Genomic DNA, 20957 nt, shown 5'->3' on the forward strand with positions numbered 1-20957 from the left:
TCGGAAGATTTCTACCTGGATAATTGGCGGCGGCAGATCCAGTTGCCACCAGGTTGCGGGCGTTGGTTTGAGGGTGGTTTGGATGAAGAAACACCTTTGCATCCGTAATAGTCGGGAGCGTATTTACCCGTCCGCCAAACGGTATGGATATTGACATTATTTTGGGAGTTCAGTAGTCTTTCCGTCAAGTCAGAGTAAAAAGAAAATTCTAAAACTAGCCTCAGAACGAGGCGGAGAAAACCCAAAGCTAAAAAACTATTTATGAAAAAGATCAACTTCATGTTCGGTGGCGTTGCCACCGGTATGGTGGCTTGCGCGTTACTGTGCGCGCCGCGCGCCGCCTCAGCAGCGGAGACGGTATATTATATCGACAGCGCGTTGAGCAGCATCACCCTCTCAGGACAGGCCTTTGGTTTGAATTTCTCGCCATTGGCCGCAGGTGGCGATGTGGCATTTCTCAGTGGCACGATCAAAGCCGACCTGAATGGCGGCGTGCTGACCTTTAGTGGCGGTAGCAGTATCGTCGCCTCGCTGAATCCAGCCGCGCCGTTCACCTGGCCGCCCGATAGCGCGGTCAATGGAGTCCAAAATTATGGAATGCTCGGGCAGGGGACGGTGCCCGGTTATGGTTTTGCACAGATCTCTGGTATTTATCGCGACATCATACTCGACATCAACAGCGGTACGGCGCAAGACGGAGCGGCGCCTTCGGGAATGGCATTGGGATTTGATTCTGGAGCGCTGGATTACAGCATTTTGATCAACAGCAACCCGTTCCAGGTCAACCAAACCTCATCGCCTTTGAATGATGGCAACAACGCGGCGAACACCACGGCATCGTTGGTGTCGCTGAATGGTACGGGGCTTTATGGCGATACTTTGTATCTGCCGATCTCAATGACCACCGAAGGCTCTAATCGGGGTGAAGTTTGGACTGGCGTGATTGTAGCCACCGTGCCTGAACCCTCGACGCTGGCGTTGGTGGGAGTAGGTATCGTGGGCTTGTTGACGATGCGAGGTCGTCGCAGCCACTAATTGTGGCGAACAAGCTCCAGTGTATTTCTGCGGAAGGCCGCTTCAGTTAAGAAGCGGCTTTTCGTCATAGGCCGAGTGAGGAATGCTGGTGCGGCGGGTGAACCCATATCAAAACCACTGTAACTGACTGAAAAAAGCGTTATGAAATCTATCTTGAACTCTTACCGGTCCCATCCTTGGACCAAGCGGCAGCGACTATCATCGTTGCTGGTGGTTGCCGTCGGCTTGCTGTTTGCCAGCCCGCTGGGCGCGCAGGTTTATTACGACTTCGACAACGGAACGGATACCGGCTGGATGAAATCCACGGAGCATCCAGCCACGATCACTTTTCCCGCTGACAGCCTGGGCGGGAAGGCCTACCGGTTGCAAGGGACGCCGATGACGTCTGGAGACGATCCGAGTGCGCGGGTATTTGCATTTTTCACCAATCGGTTTTACACCAATTTTTACGCGGCCGTGGATGTGGTGGCGTGGGATACCAGCCAGGACAGCGACTTGGTTATCGGACTGATCGCCCGCGTGAATGGCAACGACGTGCTTCCCAATACCAGTTTCCAATATTCTACTGACCCGCTGCAGCCGGATGCGCCGAACGGCATCACTTTCAACGTCCGTTTGCACGATTACCGGAGTTACACCGGCCCGGACAACACCGGCCCGTTGGGACATGCGGACCAAATGAGCATTTGGAACATCAATTATGATATTTATCAAAGCCGCTCGAGCCTGGGAGTGCCAGTGACCGTGACGCAATCACGCTTCCGCTGGGTGGCCGGTCACGCCTACCGGCTGGTGCTGACCAGCACCAACGCCTTGGATGCCGATCCCGCCACTTACACCGCCAGTATTTATGACGTCAATGATCTAACCACCCCCTTGCTGAGCATGACGGGCGATACATCCTATCAATACAATGGCGGCTATTTGCTGACTCCGCGTTACGGTTACGTCGGAGTGTTTGCCTACAAATTGAGCGCCGGAGACTACATTCCCGACGTGGATGTCACCTTCGACAACTTTTATGTCGGAGAAACCGCACCCGCCACCGCCGTCGTTGCTCCGGCGATTGCTCATGGCAAACCGGGAGCGCCTCAAGTCATCAACCGCACTCCAGCTTCCTTCAAAAATTTTCATCCGGCGGCCAGTGGAATTGCTTTCAACGCGACGACACTTACCACCACGAACAATATCAAGACGGACGCCATCAAACTGTATTTGAATGGCGTGGATGTTTCGAGTGGGTTGGTGGTTACCGGACCGGCGACCAATGCCAGCGTTTCCTTTGCGGGACTGGCGCCGAATGTGGTTTACGACGCGCGAATTATCGTGGAAGACGTTTTGGGCCGACGCACAACCAACGAATGGACCTTTGACACATTTTCGGACGCTTACCTGGCGAGCGCCTCGGTGAAGGTCATTGAGTCGGAAGACTATGACTTCAACTATGGTTCCTACCTAAATGATCCGCCGGCTTCGGGGTATTATGATTACGATCCGATCTACGATATAGGTACTGTGATCAATGCCGAGGTGGGTTATGTGGATCAATTTGGCGGGCCTGGCGAGGATTTCTTCGATACGGATGGCGGACCGAAAAGCCTAAACAGCCAGTATCGGCATTATGATCCTGTTGGCACGCAACAAGGTAATCTCGGGGATTATTTTTACGGCGACATCAATGAAGTCAATGGTCCGCTCGGCTATGGAGTTTCGCGAAGATACGATACTCAACGGAGCAAATACGCCAATCTGAATCCGACGCTCCAGGAATACGTGGTCACCCGCGTCCGCGGTGGGGAATGGTTGAACTACACGCGTCAGTTCGATGGCAGCAAATACTACAACGTATATCTGCGGGCGGCGGCAGGTTTGGCGATGCCGGTGCGCCTGGATCAAATCACGACGGGGCCGACGACCAACGCCTTGGGACAATTCCAGACGCCCAGCACGTTCTTCAATTTCAATTATCGCTACACCCCACTCACCCAACCGGGAGGAGAATTGGCCACCATCAACCTTGAGGCCGTGAATACATTGCGGGCCACCATTGCCGCTCCCAACAATAGCGCGTATCAGGACGGTTTTGCGATGAACTACATGGTCTTCGTGCCGGCCGTGCCGCAGGTCTATTCGGCCACCACGGCGAACGGGACTTACACTCCGGAATTGAATGTCCTGGTGGATTCGAGCGCCAAGCGCATCGTCGTTCCGCAAAACGGAGCGACGCGCTTCTACCGTCTTGGCTGGCATCAGGCACTCACCATCAACAGCGCGCAGCTTTCGGGTGGCAACGTCGTGCTGACTTACGAGTGAGCGCGGCGTCGGTACCATAACCACGCGCATCTCGAAGTCGCCCGGAACGGTTCCGTGGCGAAGCAAAGGTCGTCTGGGCCTTGAACTGTTATGCAGTTCAAGGCAAACTGCCGCGTATGAAATTTCAATGCTGTGGGCCGTCGCGCTGGTCCTGGCCCGCCAAGGCCATTTTGTTCGGAGCGTTGACCGTTGGGGTTACGTTCTCCGCGCCATCCCAACTCAGCGGTGTCCGGCTGATCTACCCAGCCAAGTCGCTCGAGGAGTCGGCTAGTCGGGGGATTGTGACGCGCGATCCTTCCACCATCGTCAAGTGCCAGGACGAGTATTGGGTCTTTTACACCGGTCGAGGCGTCCCCTCATTTCGATCCAAGGATTTGGAAACCTGGACGCCGGGGCCGCCCGTTTTCAAACAAGCCCCCGATTGGATTGCGCAGGTGGTGCCGGAGAACCGTCAACTCATCTATTGGGCGCCCGACATCATCAAGCTGGGTGACCGTTACCTGCTTTACTATTCGGCATCCACGTTTGGCAAAATGACTTCGGCCATTGGACTGGCCAGCAATCCCACCTTGAATCCTGATGATCCCGCGTATCACTGGACGGATCACGGTTGGGTGGTGCGCACGCGCGAAGGTCAGGCCGGAGCGCAATACAACGCGATTGATCCCGCCATTTTTCAAGATACGGACGGAAGCTTGTGGATGGTCTTTGGCTCGTACTGGAGCGGCATCAAACTGGTGCAGCTCAATCCGCAAACCGGTTTGCGCCTGGCGCCGGACTCCGAGTTGTATCCGCTCGCCTACAATGAATCCATCGAAGCCGCCTTTCTGTGCCGGCACGACGACTTTTATTACCTGTTCGTAAACTGGGGCTCGTGTTGCCAGGGACCCAAGAGCACTTACAACATTCGCATTGGCCGGAGCAAAACCATCACCGGGCCGTATCTCGATAAGGCCGGGGTGGATTTGCTCCACAACGGCGGCAGTATATTTCTGGCCACCACCAACGGACCGCTCATCGGCCCCGGTCACGCCAGCCTGTTGGAGGCGTCAGGGCGCACCTGGTTTACCTCGGATTTCGAGGGCAACCTGCTGATGGAAGGCAAAGCCACGCTCGCGATCATGCCGTTGCGCTGGAATGCCGATGGTTGGCCCGAGGCGACCGTCTTGGATGCGCAGAATCACGCGGCGGCCAAGCCCGAGGAGAAATAGACGTTTTCGCCGTCGGATATTCCGCACCCAAAGACTACGAACGAGAGCGCCGTCTCGCGCTCGCCGGTTTCAAGCTGGTTTCTGGGCGGCCAACACTTCCTGTTCTGCGGCCACGAGAGCGTCGTACATCGCGGCGGCATCGGGAGCGTTGCGTAATTGGGTCAGGACCTCCGTTTTGACCGCGACCATGCACAGGCGCGCCAACGTATGCAGATGCAGTCGGTCGTCCTGGCAGCAGAGCAGGAAGAACAGATCCGTCGGCTCATCATCCGGTGCGCCGAAATAAATGGCGCGGACGAGTCGGCCAATGACGAGGAATGAGGTTTCAAACAGATACGGTTCCTGGACGCGCAAATGCGGCACGGCAAAACCGCCCGGCATGCCCGTGGAGCATAAATCTTCCCGCGCCTCCAGACTGCCGCGCAGCAGTTTGGGATCGTTTAACTTGCCGGTCTGGTCGGCCAGGGTGACGAGATCATGCAGCACCGCGGGTTTGGTGCGGGATTTCAGATGAGGCTCAATGATTCCGGCGGTGAGCATTTCCGGCAGGATCGCTTCATGAGCCAGAAGTTTGCTGGCGCGACGGCTGGACTTTTCATGATACGCCACCAGGCGATCGCTGGAAAATCCCATGATTCGTTGTGAAGCCCACTCGTCAATTTCGCCCTTGCGGAAGATGAGCCGGTCGCCGCGTTTCTCGAACGGGATCACGCGATCCTTGACGCGCTGCTCCACTTCGGCCGGCGTAAAATTCAAGTACTCCGCCACCGCTTCCAGGTTGAGGATTTGAAATGACATAAATGAAAACCCCTGCAGCATCACTGCACTGCGTCGGCAGTTTAGACCGAATTGAGCCGGATAACAACTACGGCCCCCATCGCCGGGTTTCAGCAGTCGCAACGGCCTTTCGCGGAATGACGCGCGTGGCTTGCCTGGGGGTCGGATTATTTGCCGGTAGCTGGCTGGCTTCGATTGCTGATGTTGTCGCCATCATTGTGGCGCAGCCGCGTGAACGTCCAGGAACTCAGGATCGTGAGCAGTCCCAGCGTGATGAAGGCATGATGCAACGCCGGAATGAGCTGGTGCGAATCCGAGCGTTGGATGCCGCCTAAAAACCAGCCGGTGACAAGTGAGGCGCCCGCGACGCCAATGCTGACGGAGAGTTGCTGTGCGGTACTGGCGATGGTGCTGGCGTCGCTGGTTTGAGCGTCGGTGGTGTCCGCAAAGGTCAGGGTATTCATGCTGGTGAACTGGAGCGCGGAGAAACAACCTTGCAGAAAACTTAAGGACAAAATCACCCAGACCGGGGTGCCGATCTTTACGAACGAAAACATCATGATGGTGAGACCGATCAACGTGGTGTTCAACAGCAAGATGACGCGATGCCCGAACCGCGCAAGAATCGGTTGCGTGCAGAGCTTCATGCCGATGGCGGCGGCGGCTTGCGGCATGGTCAGCAGGCCGGCCTGCCACGGCGTATAACCCAAACCAATTTGGTAGAGCAACGGCAGCAAGAACGGCATGCCGCTGATGCCGAGGCGCGTCACGAAACCGCCCACGACGGAAATGCGGAAGGTGCGCAGGCGAAACAGATTCAGCGTCAGCAGCGGGTTGCGCCGCAGTTGCGCGTGCCAGGCATAGGCAAACATCAATACCAACGCCGCGACCAGCATGGCCCCGATCGCGGGTAGCGGCAGGAAATGTTTCCCAAAAATTTCCAACACGTACGAAAGCAGAGCGACGCCGCTCCCGAACAGCAGAAATCCGCGAAAATCAAAACGTCCGACGCTGGGATTGCGATGTTCCGGCATGAACCGGTGCGATAGATAAAGTCCGAGCAGACCAAACGGCAGATTCAACAGAAAGATCATGCGCCACGGCATCCAATGCACGATCAGCCCGCCGGTGACCGGGCCCAGCAATGGTCCAATCAGCGCCGGCACGATCACGTAATTCATGATCCGGATCATCTCGGATTTGGGAAACGTGAGGAGCAGCGCAATGCGGCCCACCGGCAGCATGATGGCCGCGCCGGCGCCCTGGATAATCCGCGAGGCGACCAGCATGGGCAGATTCAGGGAGAGACCGCAGAGCAGCGAACCCAGGGTGAAAACGATGACGGCCAGACTAAAAACGCGCCGGGTGCCAAACCGATCCGCAACCCAACCACTGAGCGGAATGAACACGGCCAGCCCAATGGTGTAGCTGGTGATGACGGATTTGAGGCTGAGGGACGCGACCTGAAAACTGGCGGCCATAGTGGGCACGGCGGTGTTCACGATCGTGCCGTCCAGTTGGAGCATGAACATCGCCACCGCCACGATCCACGGCATGAAGCGAGTGGATTGCGGACCTGCAGGGGCGGACTGGGCAGACCTCATGTCACGCAAAACATAAACTGACCGGGGGAAGTTCCACAATCTCCGCACACGATTGGAGACGGAAAATGTTTGATGACTGACCGGGTGGCGATCCGCCTCCTGCGGTCAGGGAGTGAGGCGTCCCGATTGTTCCAGGTTTAGCAACATTCGTTTGCGCCAGACGCCGCCACCGTAACCGCTGAGCGCGCCGTTTTTGGCCACAACACGGTGACACGGCACGAGCAGATAAAGGCGATTGGTACCGTTGGCGCGAGCCACCGCACGCACGGATTGCGGCGCGCCGATGCGCCGGGCCACTTCAGTGTAGCTGGTGGTTTTACCGTACGGCAGGTTTTGCAGCTCGCGCCAGACGCGCGCTTGAAACGGGGAACCTTTCCAAGCGATGGGAACGGTAAATATTTCTCGTTTCCCGGCGAAATACTCATCCAACTCGCGCCGGGTTTGTTGCAAGACGCCATTCTCGACGGAGACCACGGGGAGTTTGAAACGTCGCTGCAGATCGAGGCGGCTCTGTCGCAGGGTGCGCACATCCGCAAATTCCAACTGACACAGCGCGGTGGCAGTGGCCGCCGCCAGCATCGGGCCGAGTGGTGTGGACAGCAAAACAACGCAAAGGTGATCGCCGGCACGGGCCTGCTTGGGGGTTTGGCCGAAGACGCGCAGGAACGCGCTGCGAAAACCGCTGAAGGACTCGTAACCGTGATCGAACACCACCGCGGCCAAACTCTTGCCCGCGTGAATTTGCGCCAACGCCCGCGCGAGTCGTTGGCCGCGATTCCACTCGGCGAAACTCATGCCGAAGTGAGTTTGAAACCAGCGCCGCACGCGTTCCGGTTGCAGCCCCAATTGACGCAGCTCGCGGGCGTTTAGATTACGATCGGGTTGCCCGGCCGCGAGCCGCATCAATTCTGCGACCCAGGCGGGCGGTTGCCCGGAAGCCAACTCGGGACGGCAACGCTTGCAAGCGCGATAGCCCGCTTGTTTGGCGTCGGCGTCAGTGTGAAAAAATTCCAGATGCTTTTGGGCGGGTCGTGAAGGACAGGATGGGCGACAGAAAATCCGCGTGGTTTTGACGCCAAAATAAAACAACCCATCGTAGTTGGGATCGCGCCGGCGCCAGGCGGCGAGCATTTCGCGACGAGTCAAAGTTCGTTTACTTTTCTGCACACAGGCAGCCTAGCAGATGCGTCCACCGAAAAAACGACACGACATTCACGAACCGACGATTTCGGATGGAGCGGGGTACATGAAAAAGCCGGAGCAGAACATTGCTCCGGCTGAGATCCAGTGCGGCTGAGGATTATTTATTTTCCGGAATCCGCATCGCGTAGAATGAGCGATAGACAAAGATCAACGCCACGATGAAGAAGAACGCGCCGATGGCGGTCTTCGCGCTTTGATTCGTCATGGTCACGGCGATTTCCACCGCGAGCAGACCGAACAGCGTGGTGAATTTGATCACCGGATTCATCGCCACGGAGGACGTGTCTTTGAACGGGTCCCCCACGGTGTCGCCCACGACGGTGGCGGCGTGGAGGTCTGTTCCTTTCTGGCGCAAGTCCACTTCAACGATCTTCTTGGCGTTGTCCCACGCGCCGCCGGCGTTGGCCATGAAGATGGCTTGGAATAAACCGAAGAACGCGATGCCGATCAGGTAGCCAATGAAGAAGTAGGCATTAAAGAACGGTAACGCGAGCGCAAAGCAGAACACGACGATGAAGATGTTCCACATGCCTTTTTGCGCGTACTCGGTGCAGATGCGGACCACTTCCTTGCTGTCTTTGTCGCTCGCGGTGGCGGCATCCAGCTTCATGTTTTCCTTGATGTAAACCACCGCGCGATACGCGCCAGTGACGACGGCCTGCGTGCTGGCGCCGGTGAACCAGTAGATCACCGCGCCTCCCGCAATGAGGCCGAGAATGATTTCCGGGTTCACGATGGAAAGCTTGGCAATCACGTTGCCGAACAGATTTTCCAGAAGGATGATGATGCCGAACACCATTGTGGTCGCGCCGACGACCGCCGTGCCGATGAGCACCGGTTTCGCCGTGGCCTTGAACGTGTTGCCGGCGCCGTCGCCTTTTTCGAGTTGGTATTTGGCGTTCTCGAAATCCGGATCGAAGCCGAAGTCGCGCTTGATTTCGGCTTTGATGTTTTGGCGGCCTTCGATCTGGCTGAGTTCGTAAACCGATTGCGCGTTGTCCGTGACCGGTCCGTAGCTATCCACGGCAATCGTCACCGGGCCCATACCGAGGAAGCCGAACGCGACCAAACCGAACGCGAAGATCGGAGCGGCGAAACGGAAATGCTCGGGCATCAACTCGAGCACGGCGGGGTTCTGCGAGAAGTAATACGAGACAAACATCAGCAGCATGATGACCATGCCCATCCAGAAGGCGGACATATTACCCGCCACAAAGCCCGATAGAATGTTCAAGGACGCGCCACCATGTTTGGAGCAGTTCGTCACTTCCTTGACGTGTCGCGAAGTCGTGCTCACAAACACCTTGGTGAACTCGGGAATCAACGCGCCCGCCACCGTGCCGCAACTGATGATGATGGACAGCACCCACCAGAGCTGCGCCCCCATCCCGGTTTGTTTGGCCAGCAGAAAATAGCTGGCGATAAACGTGATGCCGATCGAAACCGCGGAGGTAATCCAGACCAGATGGGTGAGCGGTTCCTCGAAATCGAAATCCTTCTTGCCGCCATATTTGGCGCGGCTTAACGCTTCATTGACAAAATAGGAAACGAGCGAGGTTACAATCATCAAGGCGCGCATGGCGAAGAGCCAGATGATCAAGGTGCCGCAAACCACCGGATTGGCGGCCAGCGCCAAAGCCAGAAACGCAATCAACGCCACCCCGGTCACCCCGTAGGTTTCAAAACCGTCGGCGGTCGGCCCGACCGAGTCACCCGCGTTATCGCCGGTGCAGTCGGCGATGACTCCCGGATTCTTCGGATCGTCCTCGGGGAGTTTGAAGACAATCTTCATCAGGTCAGAACCAATGTCGGCGATCTTGGTGAAAATGCCGCCGCAGATGCGCAGCACCGAGGCGCCGAGCGATTCGCCAATGGCAAAACCGATGAAGCACGGCCCGACCAGATCGCGCGGCAGGAACATCAGAATGGAGATCATGAAGAATAATTCCACCGCCACGAGGAGCAGGCCGACGCTCATGCCGGAGCGCAAGGGAATGCCCAGGGTGGCAAGCGGATCACCTTTGAGCGCCGAAAAGGCCGCGCGCGAATTGGCCGTGGTATTGATGCGGATGCCGAACCACGCCACGCCGTAACTGCCCAGAATTCCCAGAACGGACGCCAACAGAATGACGATGACATTAAACGTCACGTGACCGGTGCTTAACGCCTGGCCCGCCGCGTCCTTGTGTTCGGTGAGAAAGCCGAAATAGTAAATCATGCAGGCGGCGATCAGCGCCCAGAGCACCGCGAGAAATTTACCCTGCGTGAACAAATACGTTTTACAGGTCTCCCAAATGGTGTTCGACACCTTCGCCATGCTTTCATGCACATCCAGCGTCTTGGTCTGTTTGTACTGCACGAGGCCAAAAATCGCCCCGATAAGACAGATGCCGATGCCGAGATACATCAACAGCGGGCCGCTCGCTCCGCCGAGTCCGTCAAAGGTGATCGCGGTCAGATCGGGAATGTGTATGTCTGCTTCACTGGCGTTTGCGCCCAGTGCCGGTCCGATGATTGAAAGGAGCATGACGCTCCAGAATCGCATTGTTCTAGTTGCCATATTAGCGAGATGAATATGAGAAAGTTGCTCGTTAAAGCCAACGTAATTTTTACCGCTTTTTAGCCGCCCCGGGTAGTTTTATTGCTCCGCTGGAGCGCCGCGGCTAATCTGACGGGGTGCAAATTGAAGCGCTTCAACGCAACGAGCCGTTGCGGCAACACGAGTTTCCAGTTGTTAAAACCAAGATTTTCCTGGGGCACGCCGGCGATTGCCCGTTGCCGCGCCGTGTCGCCCAGGCGATCTCCGATTACGCTTTCCATGCGGCAGCCGGCGATCAGGAAGCGGCCATCTGGCCACAGGCGGTGGAGACGGGCCGGGCGCTCGGAGCGCAGTTGTTGCATTGCGCGCCGGATGAAATCGCTTTTGTCGGGCCGACCTCGCTGGCGCTGAGTTTCTTTGCCAGTGGATTGAGATTTCGCAAAGGCGACAACATCCTCGTTTATCACGACGATTATCCCTCCAATGTTTATCCCTGGCTGGCCCTGGCCGAACAAGGCGTGCAGGTGCGGCTGCTCAACACGCGCAGTCTGGGCGCGATCCGCTCCATTGACGTGTTGGGTCAGGTGGACGAGCAAACCAAACTCGTGGCTCTGGCCAGTTGCCATTTCGTGAGCGGCTACCGACTGGATTACGCGACCATCGGCGCGGCGCTGCGACAACGCAACATTCTATTTTGTCTGGATGGCATTCAGACCGTGGGCGCGTTTCCCATGACGATGGAGGCGGTGGATTTGCTGGCTGCGGACGCGCATAAATGGCTGCTCGGCCCCTGTGGCGCGGGTTTGATGTTTGTGAAAAAGGATTTGCAACCGCAGCTCAATCCGCCGATTTACGGCTGGCACAATGTCCGTTGCCCCAACTTTGTGACGCAGGAGAAAATCGAGTTCAACTCCGGCGCAAAAAAATTCGAGGCGGGCACGCACAATTTGCTGGGATTGGTTGGGTTGAATGAAGCCATGCGGATGCTGCTGGAAGTGGGAGTGGAAAACATCGCCGCGGATTTGCTGCACAAGCGCGCGCTGCTCGTGCCGGCTTTACAGGCCAAAGGTTATACGGTTCTGCACGCGGATGCCGGGCCGGTAAACGCCAGCGGGATTGTTACGTTCTTCAAACCGGCCACCGACATGGCGGCCGTTCATCAGCGGCTTCTGGACGCCCATATCGTCACCTCGCTGCGCTCCGATCGTCAGGGACAGCGTTACATCCGACTCTCGCCGCACTTCTACAATACGGACGCCGAACTTCAGCGCGTATTGGAACTGCTGTAAGCCGCCGGTGCGCCGGTGATCGGAAACTCTGAATCAGCCTGCCGGGCGGCAGATTATTTCAGTTCCTTGATTTGGAGATTGCGGAACCAGACGGTGCCGTGATCGCCTTGCAACAGGATCGGTCCGGGCTGGTCGTAATGGTGGTCCAACTCGCCGCCGGTGCCTTTCTTAATCTCGACGCGATCATGCGTCTTCACGCCGTTATGGATGACCGTGATGCGGTCGCCGATGATGGTGGCTTCGACGGATTGCCATTGGTCGCCCGGCTTGGAAACGAACTGGTCCGGCGCCTTGAAATTGTAGAGCGCACCGTTGCCGGTGTTGTTGGGTTTCCCGCTCGAATAGTCGCCCAGGATTTGGATTTCATAGCGGCCGCGCAAATAGAAGCCGCTGTTGGAATCATTCGGAACCAGGTATTCGTATTTGACGGTAAAGTTCTGGAATTTCTGGTCAGTAAGCAAATCCGTGCCGTGTTCGCCCTGGTTCACGGTGTTTTTGAGAATGCCGTTCTCGACCTTCCAACTGTTATGCCCGTTCGGATCGCGGAGCTTCCAACCGGACAAATCTTTGCCGTTGAAGAGTGGTTTGTAGCCGGCGTCGTCCGCGGCTTGAATGGTCACCAGTACCGCAAGGCTTAGCGTGAAAGCGAGAATGGTTTTTTTCATGCGAGAAAGGAGTTTGAATTGCTGGTTAATGAGGTGAACACGGCGCAACCGTCTTGGGACGATGATTGCGCCGCACAAAATGCTTCATTTATTTTTTGGTCAACACTTTGGCCAAAGCTTGTTCGAGGGCTTCGCCGCGCAGGTTCTTGGCGAGGATCGTACCGTTGCCGTCCAGAAGGTAGGTGGCCGGAATACTATTCACCCCGTATTGCGTCGAGAGTTTGTTGTTCCAACCCTGCCCATCGAAGAACTGTTGCCACGGCATTTTTTTATCTTTGATGAACTTGTCGAGCTTGGCGCGGTCGCTGTCCAGGCTGATGCCGACGATTTCAAAACCGGCGGCGTGATGCTTCTCGTAAGCTTTAAGGACGTTGGGCAGTTCAGCCACACACGGGCCGCACCAAGTCGCCCAAAAATCCACCAGCACTACTTTGCCCTTGTACGCAGCGATGGAAAGAGGTTTGCCGTCCAAGTCCTGCACTTCGAAGTCCGGGAACTTCGCGCCTTCCACCAAGCCCTCGCGAACTTTTTTGGCCGCTTCCTGCTTGCGCATCATCTCCGCCGGTTTGGTGTCCGGAAATTCCTTCAGCAATTGTGCCAGATACGCTTCGCCCTTCTTTTCGTCGTGGAAAATTTGCGAGTATAACTGGGCTTTGATCAGCAACACCTGGGCGACTTCATCCGTTTTCTCGCTTTTGTGTTTTTCCAGCAAGGTGTCGAGTGCCTTCAATTCATCCGTGAAGTTGGCCTCGGTGCGGTCTCCGCCCTTCACCTTGGCTTGCACCTTGGTGAGAATGGCCTTGATCTCCTGGCTCACTTCGCCGGTCTCGGCGGTGGCGGTTGGTTGCCAAGCCAGCCACAGACCGACCATGGCGAGGATGGTGAAAAGTTTGATTTTCATGGTTTCAAATTGGTTTGATGTTTTGCGCGTTGCAACGCAACCAGCAGAACACCGCCATTTCCCGCCAGCAAGGATTATCTCTGGCTTTTTTGGGGGGACAATTTCGGGCGCGAGCCGGCCGGTTTTGGCGCTCAGGCCAGCAACTCTTGAATTTCCTCCCAGCTCAGCGTGCTGGCGAATGTCTCTTCACCGCCCACCGTGGCGGCGATCACGTCCCGTTTGCGTTGTTGTAATAATAAAATTTTCTCCTCGACGGTTTCCCGCGTAATGAGCTTGTAACTGGTCACCACCTGCTGTTGCCCGAGGCGGTGCGCGCGATCCGTGGCCTGATCCTCCACCGCCGGATTCCACCACGGATCAAAGTGGATCACGGTGTCCGCCCCGGTCAGGTTCAACCCCACGCCGCCCGCCTTGAGACTGATGAGGAACACTGGAACGTCCCGCTGAGTTTGGAATCGTTCCACCACCCGCGCCCGATCGGTCGTCGCGCCGTCGAGATAGCAATAATCAATGCCCTCCGCCTCCAGATGCGCCTTCAGCAACTGCAACATCGCGACGAATTGACTGAACACCAGCACCCGATGGCCGCCGTCCAGGACCTGTTCCAACAACTCGCGGAACAAGTCGAATTTACCGGAGGGCGGCGGCGTTTTCTGTTCCAGGGGCAGCAAGCGCAGATCGCAACAGACCTGGCGCAGCCGCAATAACGCCGTCAACACAAGCATGCGGTTGCGCGCCAGATGTTGCGGGCCGCTGGCGGCCAGCACTTCCTGGCGCGTGGCTTCCAGAAATTGTTGATACACCGCGCGCTGGGTCGGCGTGAGTTCGCAGTAGGCCACCTGTTCCAGTTTGGCCGGCAGGTCCGGCGCGACCTCCCGCTTTAACCGTCGCAACAAAAACGGTCGCAGCCGTCGCGCCAGTCGCGTCTGCGCGGCGGCGCTTTTCTCCTTCACGATTGGCACTTCGTAGCGTTCGTGAAAATCCCTGGCCGTACCGAGATAACCCGGCATTAGAAAATCGAAGATGGACCACAGATCGAGCACGGAATTCTCCAGAGGCGTGCCGGTCAGCACCAAACGGTGGCGCGACCGGATCGCCTTGACCGCTTGCGCGTTTTGCGTCTGACGATTTTTGATGTGTTGCGCCTCATCCAAAATCACCGTGTCAAATTCCAGTTTACGATACCGCTCCGCATCACGGCGGATCAACGCGTAACTGGTCACGACGATGTCGCTGATGGAAATCTGCTCGAACAGCTTGTGCCGATCCGGTCCGTGCCACGCCAGCACCTTCAATTCCGGCGTAAACTTCTTCGCCTCCGCGACCCAGTTGAACACGAGACTGGTGGGGCAGACGATCAAGTGAGGCGCGTGGCGGCGGGCATCTGTGCCTGCCGTAGAGTCGGGCTTCCAGCCCGGCGGAATTTGCGTAGAATTTGCGCCGCGCGCGAAAGATTCTGAAGTCCTTTTAATTGCCACGCCAGTTCCGGGCGGCAGGATGCCGCCCGCTACGGCAGGCACGGATGCCTGCCGCCACAAATTCAAAAATGCCAGCGCTTGCAAGGTTTTGCCCAGTCCCATTTCGTCGGCGAGAATGCCGCCGAATTGGTTTTCGCGCAGCAAGCGCAGCCACGCCACGCCTTGCTTTTGGTACGGGCGCAGCACGGTTTCCAACGACCCGAGCGGCGGACATTCCAACTTCGCTTCGCCACTCTGCTTGGTGGCGCGTTCGCGCCACGCGCCTGGCGCTTGCACCCGCCAGGTCGGATGCTGGCGTAGCGTCGCTTCGAGGAAACCGGCTTGCTGGCTGTTGATGCGATAACCGTTTGCGTGTTGTTGCGGGGCGCAATCGAGCAATGTTTCCTGCAGTTCCTCAACCGCGCCGGTGTCCAGCACGGCGAACTTGCCGTTTTTCAACCGGGTATGGCTCTGGCCCGAGCGCAGCAGACGTTGGATGTCCGCCGGTGAAAAAGTCTCACCGCCACTGCTGGAAAACACCATGCCGAGATCAAACCATTGCACGCCGGAGGAAGTGATTTCAAAGTGCGGCTCGATGCGCTCAATGTTCTTCAGCGTGCGTTGCTCCAGATGCGCGTCGAGCGTGACCTGCCACTCCTCTTGCAGGCTCGGATATTCGCGCGCAAAGAAATTCAACACGGCATTCGATCCGTCCAGCACCCACTGATCTTCGCGATCCGGGCCGATGAAACCGTGGCGTTGCAATCGAGCTACGGCCCGTTGTTCCGCCGCGAAGTCGCGAGTGGCGTAATGCGTGGAGCGCTCCGGATCCGGCAACCAGACCGTCTCCACGGTGGCGGGCGGCCCGATGGACAGGATGCGCGAGCCGTAAGCGCAGCGCAGCGTGGCGCGCAGTTGCGCCAACCCTCCGCGTAACGACAACTCGAATCGCGGCGTTTGCGGGTCGAGTGAAAAATCTTCGAGTTGAAAGTTTGTTTCGACCGTGCCCGTCGCTTGCAGTTGCGGCCAATGCTGACTCAGAAACAACGGCACTTGCGTGCGGGAGATGCGAACCGGTCCACGCCAGACATCGCAGATCATGGGCGGCAGATCAAGCGGCTGCAAGGTCTGCTGATGCCACACCCAATCGCCGGCTGTGACGAGAGGTGGCGGCGACGCCTTCGTCGCAGATTGGGCCGGCGATGAGGCGTCGCCGCCACGCAAGGCAAGCACGATTTCGCCATTCGCTTCGAGCGTGGCGCGCAGCGGGAAATGGAATGGTGTGCGCGATACTTTGACCGCGCTCCCTTTGCCGAGCGTGATATTTTCGTGCTCCGCAAGTAGCGGCAGCAGGGCGGCAAAATCCTTTGCGTCCAGTTGCAGCAACGCCGGAGTTTCGCCGTCCGCCAGCGTTTCGAGTCGTTCAATGATGGTGTTGTCTTGGGCGGAAAACTTAAACGATCGGCCTTTGGGCAGCGCGTTGAGCGGGCAACGTCCGCCGCCCCATTTTGCCTCGAATACCACCATCACTTTGTCGCGCGCGATGGCTTGCTCGAAATTCGGCGGGAGGATGAGGAACAGTTCAGCGGGTTCGCCATTGTCTGCGCGTAGCAGTGAAGGCGTGCGTTTTGGCGCAAGGGAGGTAGAGTGAGTCATGCCGGGCACGCCGGTTCGTGACTGGCCAACGCCGACACGCCCGGAGTGCGACGCCCTACCATCATCGGTTTTCTTTGGTTTCTGCGCTTCAATCCAGTGCAACGCTACGGCGACGCTATGCGCGCAGATTTTACCCCACTCACGCGACTCGCGGCAGGTGCAAAGGTTTTCCACATCCACCGCGCTGTGGAGTTTCATGCAAGCCCGGAACGTAACACCCTGGTTTTGCACCAAGCCCTCGAGCCGTGGCGGTTGCCACGAAGCGTGGGACACCTGCCCGGCGGCGACGTAGCTGCGGGCGCGCTTGACTACGTCCCACCCGGCGCACTTCTGCAACAGTGCCTCGGTCAATTCAATGGACATCGGCGACAACGAAAGTTTCTGGCTGGACTGAGGCTGCGCCGACGCGATTGCGCCCAAAGTTAGGGATCATTACCGGGAACATTGGTGGTGATGGCCGGACTGGCATTGGTTGAAATCAGGGCGTCGGTTTGAGCCTGCTGCAACACGCGGATCAACCGGCTTTTCACAACTTCATGCGTGGCGTTCGTGACCAGATTCAAATGCGCCTGCGCCTCCTCGAGACGCCCGGCCTTGATCTTGATGCGGGCAAAGTGCAGTTGGACGCCTTCGCGATCCGTTTCATTGTCGGCCAGCGAGAACGCGTTCGTCCAGGCCCGCAGGGCGTCGTCCACGCGCGGCGGCTGAATGCCGTAAAAAGTCTGCGCCACGTCGGCGGCGAGTTGAAAGTCCTGCGGATTCAAGCGAATGGCGTTGCTGTAAAGTGAGAGCGCGCGATCAAAAACCTGTTGCTCGTTGATGTGGTAATGTTCCCGCGCGTCTTTGCGAAACAGGAAAATGGTCGTGCCGAAATTGTGATAATAAACCGGCTCGTTCGGATTTAGCTCGATGGCTTGGGTGTAGTAATCAAAGGCCTTGGTCACCTCGCCGCTGTGGCCGTAGAGGTTGGCGAGATTGTTCCAGATGGCGGGGTCCCGCGCATCCAGACCGCGCGCTTTTTCCAGTTGCTCGATGGCCGCGTCTTCTTCGCCGAGATCGCCCAGGTAACTTGCGTAAGCCACCAGAACGTCCGCGCGGTTCGTGTGTTGCTGGATCAATTCCTCGTAACCTTTCCGCACCGGAGCGAGCCGCGCCAGAATACGGCGGCGCATGTCTTCGGGCGGCATCCCCGCGCCCTGCGCCGCGAATTTCTCGTTGTCCTCGACCCACTTTTCCACTTCCGCCCGCGCGGCGTCGTCCTCCTGCATCAAGCGGTTCAAGGCCTGCTCGACGGGATCGTTGGTCGTCGTGATCGCCACTTCCAATCCGGTGGTGGCCTGAACCAGATTGCTGACGGCGGCTGGCTGGTTGGTGGCCAGGATGGCGCCGACGGCGGCGATGAGTAAATTCGTCACGTCCCCACGGTAGCAGCCCGCAATCGAATGTCAGGGAAAATGGAGCCGTTCCGCCTGGCCGGGCGGCGTTATTCGTGCGCTTTGCCTTCCGCTTCCGCTTTCAGCCGTTGGCGTTCGGCGACTTTGGCGAAGGGATAATAAACCGCCATGGCCAGGACGATGGAGATCACGCCCCACACGGCCGCTTTCCAATCGCCGCCGGAGACGAGGTAATGCCCGATGATGGGCGGCGTGGTCCAGGGCACGTTGACAAACGGTTTTTGGATGACGCCCCAATCCATCAGCAGATAGGTGGTCGTCGTCAAAATCAGCGCGTTCAAAATATACGGCATCATGAAGATCGGGTTGAGCACGATGGGAAACCCGAAAAAGATCGGCTCGTTGATCTGAAAAATCTGCGTGGGCAACGAGAGCCGGCTGACCTTGCGAAAGCCGGGTTCTTTGGAATTGATCATCACCAGCGCCAAGGCGAGGGTCGCTCCGGTGCCTCCCACATTCACGAAGGTGGTGAAGAAGCCGAGCGCCGTGATGTTGGTCAGCGGCTGGCCAGCGCTCATGGCTTCCGCGTTGGCCATCAGGCCCGCCAGAAACACCGGCGCCACCACGGCATCCATCGCGTTGTCGCCGTTGATGCCCACCGACCACAACAGCGTCACGCAAAAGGCGTACACCAGGATGCCCGGCAGCGTGTTCAACGCAAAGACCAGGGGCTTGAACAACAGTTGCACCTGGTGATTGATGTCCACCCCCAGGCCGAACCGGATTCCCCAAAACACCAGCACCAACACGCACATTGGAATCAACGAAAGAAACGATTCATAAACCACCGCCGGGACGCTCTCCGGCAGCTTGATCACCAGGTTGCGATCCGTGAAAAACTTTTGGACGCGCACACAAATCAGCGCGACGACAATGGCCGTGAACAGCCCGCCGGAGCCCAGACCATCCATGTCGAGCACGATCGTCGGCTCGTCGCCGGCCCCGAGTTGCAACTGCAATAACAGGAAGACCAGGGTGGCAATGGACGCGCTGGACAGCGGGTCCAGTTTGAACCGCGCGCCCAGGTCATAGCCGATGGCGAAGCTGACGAAGACCGCCAGCAGCCCGAACGTGGCTTTGAACGGGTATTCGAGCAGTTGGTGCCAGGGCGCAATGAAGTCCGTCCAGGCGGCCACGGGAAATTCCGCAATCACCATGAACAGTCCGCCGATGATGGTCAGCGGCACCACCGACACCATGCCGGCGCGGATGGCGGAAAGGTAGGTGTTTTCACTCAGCACCGTCAACGCGGGCACGAGATGTCGGTTCAGGAACTCGGTGACCCGCTTCAAAAGACCTCCTTGCGCGGGAGGCGCGATGGTGACATTGCCAGCCTGATCATGCGCACAGTCAACCCATCCGCCGCGCACGGCGCAAGCGGATTAGAATAAAACTCCGGCATCCGCAGCGGCGGGACGCTTTGACAAACCGCCGCTTCCGGCCATCATTTGCGGCGTCATGAACACGGTTCCCAATTTATGAGCGCCCCGCCTTTCATCAGCGGGGTGATTGAAGGATTCTACGGTCGCCCGTGGACGGGCGCGCAGCGCCGGCAATTGTTCCAATGGTTGCAGCAGTGGGGCTTGAACACCTACATGTACGCGCCCAAGGACGACCTCAAACACCGCGCGTTGTGGCGGGAACGCTACGATCGCGCCGAGGCCGCCGAACTGAAACGTCGGGTGGCGGATAGCCAGGCGTGCGGTCTGGATTTTGTCTATGCCCTCGCGCCGGGGCTGGACATTCACTACGCGACCGAGCTGCCGAAACTGCAAAGCAAGTTGCGACAGGTTGCGGAACTGGGCGTGCGTTCGTTTGCCATCCTGTTTGACGATATTCCCCAACGCATGCGTGCCGCGGATACGCGGCGGTTCGGTAGTTTTGCCGCGGCCCAAAGCGCGGTGGCGAATGAACTGTTCCACTGGCTGCCCCAGGTGGCGGCGCGACCCCGGCTTTGGTTTTGTCCAACCATCTATTGCGGGCGCATGGCGGCGGGCGCGGTGGCGCGCTGCGCTTACCTGCGCGAACTGGGCGAGCGGTTGGCGCCGTCCATTGATGTCTTTTGGACCGGACCAGAGATTGTTTCCGAAACCATCAGCCCGACCTCAATCCGTGAATTGCAGAAGGTGCTGCGGCGTGCGCCGCTGATCTGGGATAATCTCCACGCCAACGATTACGACCGGCGGCGCATTTACCTTGGGCCGTACGCGGGCCGTCCGGCACAACTGCGTTCCGAGGTGCGCGGCATTCTGTGTAATCCGAATTGCGAATTCCCGCTGAATTATGTGCCGCTCCGGACGTTCGCGGACTACACGCAAGCACGTCGGACGTGGAATCCCCGGAACGCTTTCAAACGCGCGATCGCCGCCTGGCGACCCGCCTTCGCCAGCCGGACGCGGAATCGGATGAGCCGGCGCGACCTCGAATGGCTGGGAGACGCTTTTTATCTGCCGTTTGCGTTCGGACCGCAAGCCGCGCAATTCGTGAACGATTACGCCAGGTTGCTGCGCGTATCGCCGGAGCGCTGGGGGCGTGCCCGGTCGCGGTTCAACCAATCCAGTCAGGCCTTGGCCGCCTTGCTGACGAAAGTGACGGAACTGACGGATCGCGATTTATGCTATGCGCTTTACCGGCACGTTTGGGATCTCAAGGAAGAGATCGCTTTGATGCAGGCGTATGTGCGTTGGCGTCAATCCCGCCCCCGGCGCAGGGAGCAGTTCGTTTCCGGCGAACATCGTCCACGCTTGTATCGGGGCGGATTGGTCGCCGCACTGCAACGCCAGTTGCCCATGGACGACGCGGGGCATTTTACTTCTGCGCTTTCCAAATCGGGCCGGGATCGGTAAACCTTTC

At 58.1% G+C, this 20957-nt stretch carries 14 protein-coding genes; 5 read left to right on the forward strand and 9 right to left on the reverse strand.

What is annotated here, in order from left to right:
• Positions 1 to 261: 261 nt before the first annotated feature.
• The 3 genes from M9920_04515 to M9920_04525 all read left to right on the forward strand — a co-directional run bounded on the left by M9920_04515 (position 262) and on the right by M9920_04525 (position 4559).
• Complete coding sequence (locus M9920_04515; protein MCO5051546.1) at positions 262 to 1035, forward strand: PEP-CTERM sorting domain-containing protein; 774 nt, start codon at positions 262 to 264, stop codon at positions 1033 to 1035.
• A gap of 141 nt (positions 1036 to 1176) precedes the next feature.
• Positions 1177 to 3348, forward strand: coding sequence for a hypothetical protein (locus M9920_04520; GenBank protein ID MCO5051547.1), 2172 nt, complete (start codon positions 1177 to 1179; stop codon positions 3346 to 3348).
• Between the two features lie 116 nt (positions 3349 to 3464).
• Complete coding sequence (locus tag M9920_04525; GenBank protein MCO5051548.1) at positions 3465 to 4559, forward strand: arabinan endo-1,5-alpha-L-arabinosidase; 1095 nt, start codon at positions 3465 to 3467, stop codon at positions 4557 to 4559.
• Between the two features lie 69 nt (positions 4560 to 4628).
• Here M9920_04525 and M9920_04530 read toward each other — a convergent pair whose 3' ends face one another.
• The 4 genes from M9920_04530 to M9920_04545 form a co-directional block, all read right to left on the reverse strand.
• On the reverse strand, positions 4629 to 5357 hold the full coding sequence (locus M9920_04530; GenBank protein ID MCO5051549.1) for a PTS sugar transporter subunit IIA: 729 nt from the start codon (positions 5355 to 5357) through the stop codon (positions 4629 to 4631).
• Positions 5358 to 5503: 146 nt separating this feature from the next.
• On the reverse strand, positions 5504 to 6940 hold the full coding sequence (locus M9920_04535) for a DHA2 family efflux MFS transporter permease subunit (protein MCO5051550.1): 1437 nt from the start codon (positions 6938 to 6940) through the stop codon (positions 5504 to 5506).
• Positions 6941 to 7045: 105 nt separating this feature from the next.
• Positions 7046 to 8071, reverse strand: a complete 1026-nt coding sequence (locus tag M9920_04540) for a methylated-DNA--[protein]-cysteine S-methyltransferase (GenBank protein MCO5051551.1) — start codon at positions 8069 to 8071, stop codon at positions 7046 to 7048.
• A gap of 169 nt (positions 8072 to 8240) precedes the next feature.
• Positions 8241 to 10670, reverse strand: a complete 2430-nt coding sequence (locus M9920_04545) for a sodium-translocating pyrophosphatase (GenBank protein MCO5051552.1) — start codon at positions 10668 to 10670, stop codon at positions 8241 to 8243.
• A 149-nt stretch (positions 10671 to 10819) separates the two neighbouring features.
• On the opposite strand from M9920_04545, the gene M9920_04550 reads away from it, so the two are divergent.
• A complete protein-coding gene (locus M9920_04550) occupies positions 10820 to 11971 on the forward strand; it encodes an aminotransferase class V-fold PLP-dependent enzyme (GenBank protein ID MCO5051553.1) in 1152 nt (383 codons plus the stop codon).
• Between the two features lie 53 nt (positions 11972 to 12024).
• Here M9920_04550 and M9920_04555 read toward each other — a convergent pair whose 3' ends face one another.
• From M9920_04555 to M9920_04575, 5 genes are all read right to left on the reverse strand, one after another.
• Positions 12025 to 12636 (reverse strand): DUF1080 domain-containing protein, encoded by a 612-nt coding sequence (locus tag M9920_04555; protein MCO5051554.1) that lies wholly within the window; start codon positions 12634 to 12636, stop codon positions 12025 to 12027.
• A gap of 88 nt (positions 12637 to 12724) precedes the next feature.
• Entirely contained in the window at positions 12725 to 13537 is an 813-nt protein-coding gene (locus tag M9920_04560) for a TlpA family protein disulfide reductase (GenBank protein MCO5051555.1), read from the reverse strand.
• A 131-nt stretch (positions 13538 to 13668) separates the two neighbouring features.
• Positions 13669 to 17013, reverse strand: coding sequence for an SNF2 family helicase (locus M9920_04565; protein MCO5051556.1), 3345 nt, complete (start codon positions 17011 to 17013; stop codon positions 13669 to 13671).
• Positions 17014 to 17072: 59 nt separating this feature from the next.
• On the reverse strand, positions 17073 to 18065 hold the full coding sequence (locus tag M9920_04570) for a tetratricopeptide repeat protein (GenBank protein MCO5051557.1): 993 nt from the start codon (positions 18063 to 18065) through the stop codon (positions 17073 to 17075).
• Positions 18066 to 18133: 68 nt separating this feature from the next.
• Positions 18134 to 19396 carry a PTS transporter subunit EIIC gene (locus tag M9920_04575; GenBank protein MCO5051558.1) on the reverse strand — a complete coding sequence of 421 codons (1263 nt, stop codon included), beginning with the start codon at positions 19394 to 19396 and terminating at the stop codon, positions 18134 to 18136.
• 186 nt (positions 19397 to 19582) lie between these two features.
• Here M9920_04575 and M9920_04580 point away from each other — a divergent pair, with 186 nt between their 5' ends.
• Entirely contained in the window at positions 19583 to 20950 is a 1368-nt protein-coding gene (locus M9920_04580) for a protein O-GlcNAcase (GenBank protein MCO5051559.1), read from the forward strand.
• Positions 20951 to 20957 lie beyond the last annotated feature (7 nt).

The sequence above is a fragment of the Verrucomicrobiia bacterium genome (assembly GCA_023953615.1).
Classification (GTDB): domain Bacteria; phylum Verrucomicrobiota; class Verrucomicrobiia; order Limisphaerales; family JADLHS01; genus JADLHS01.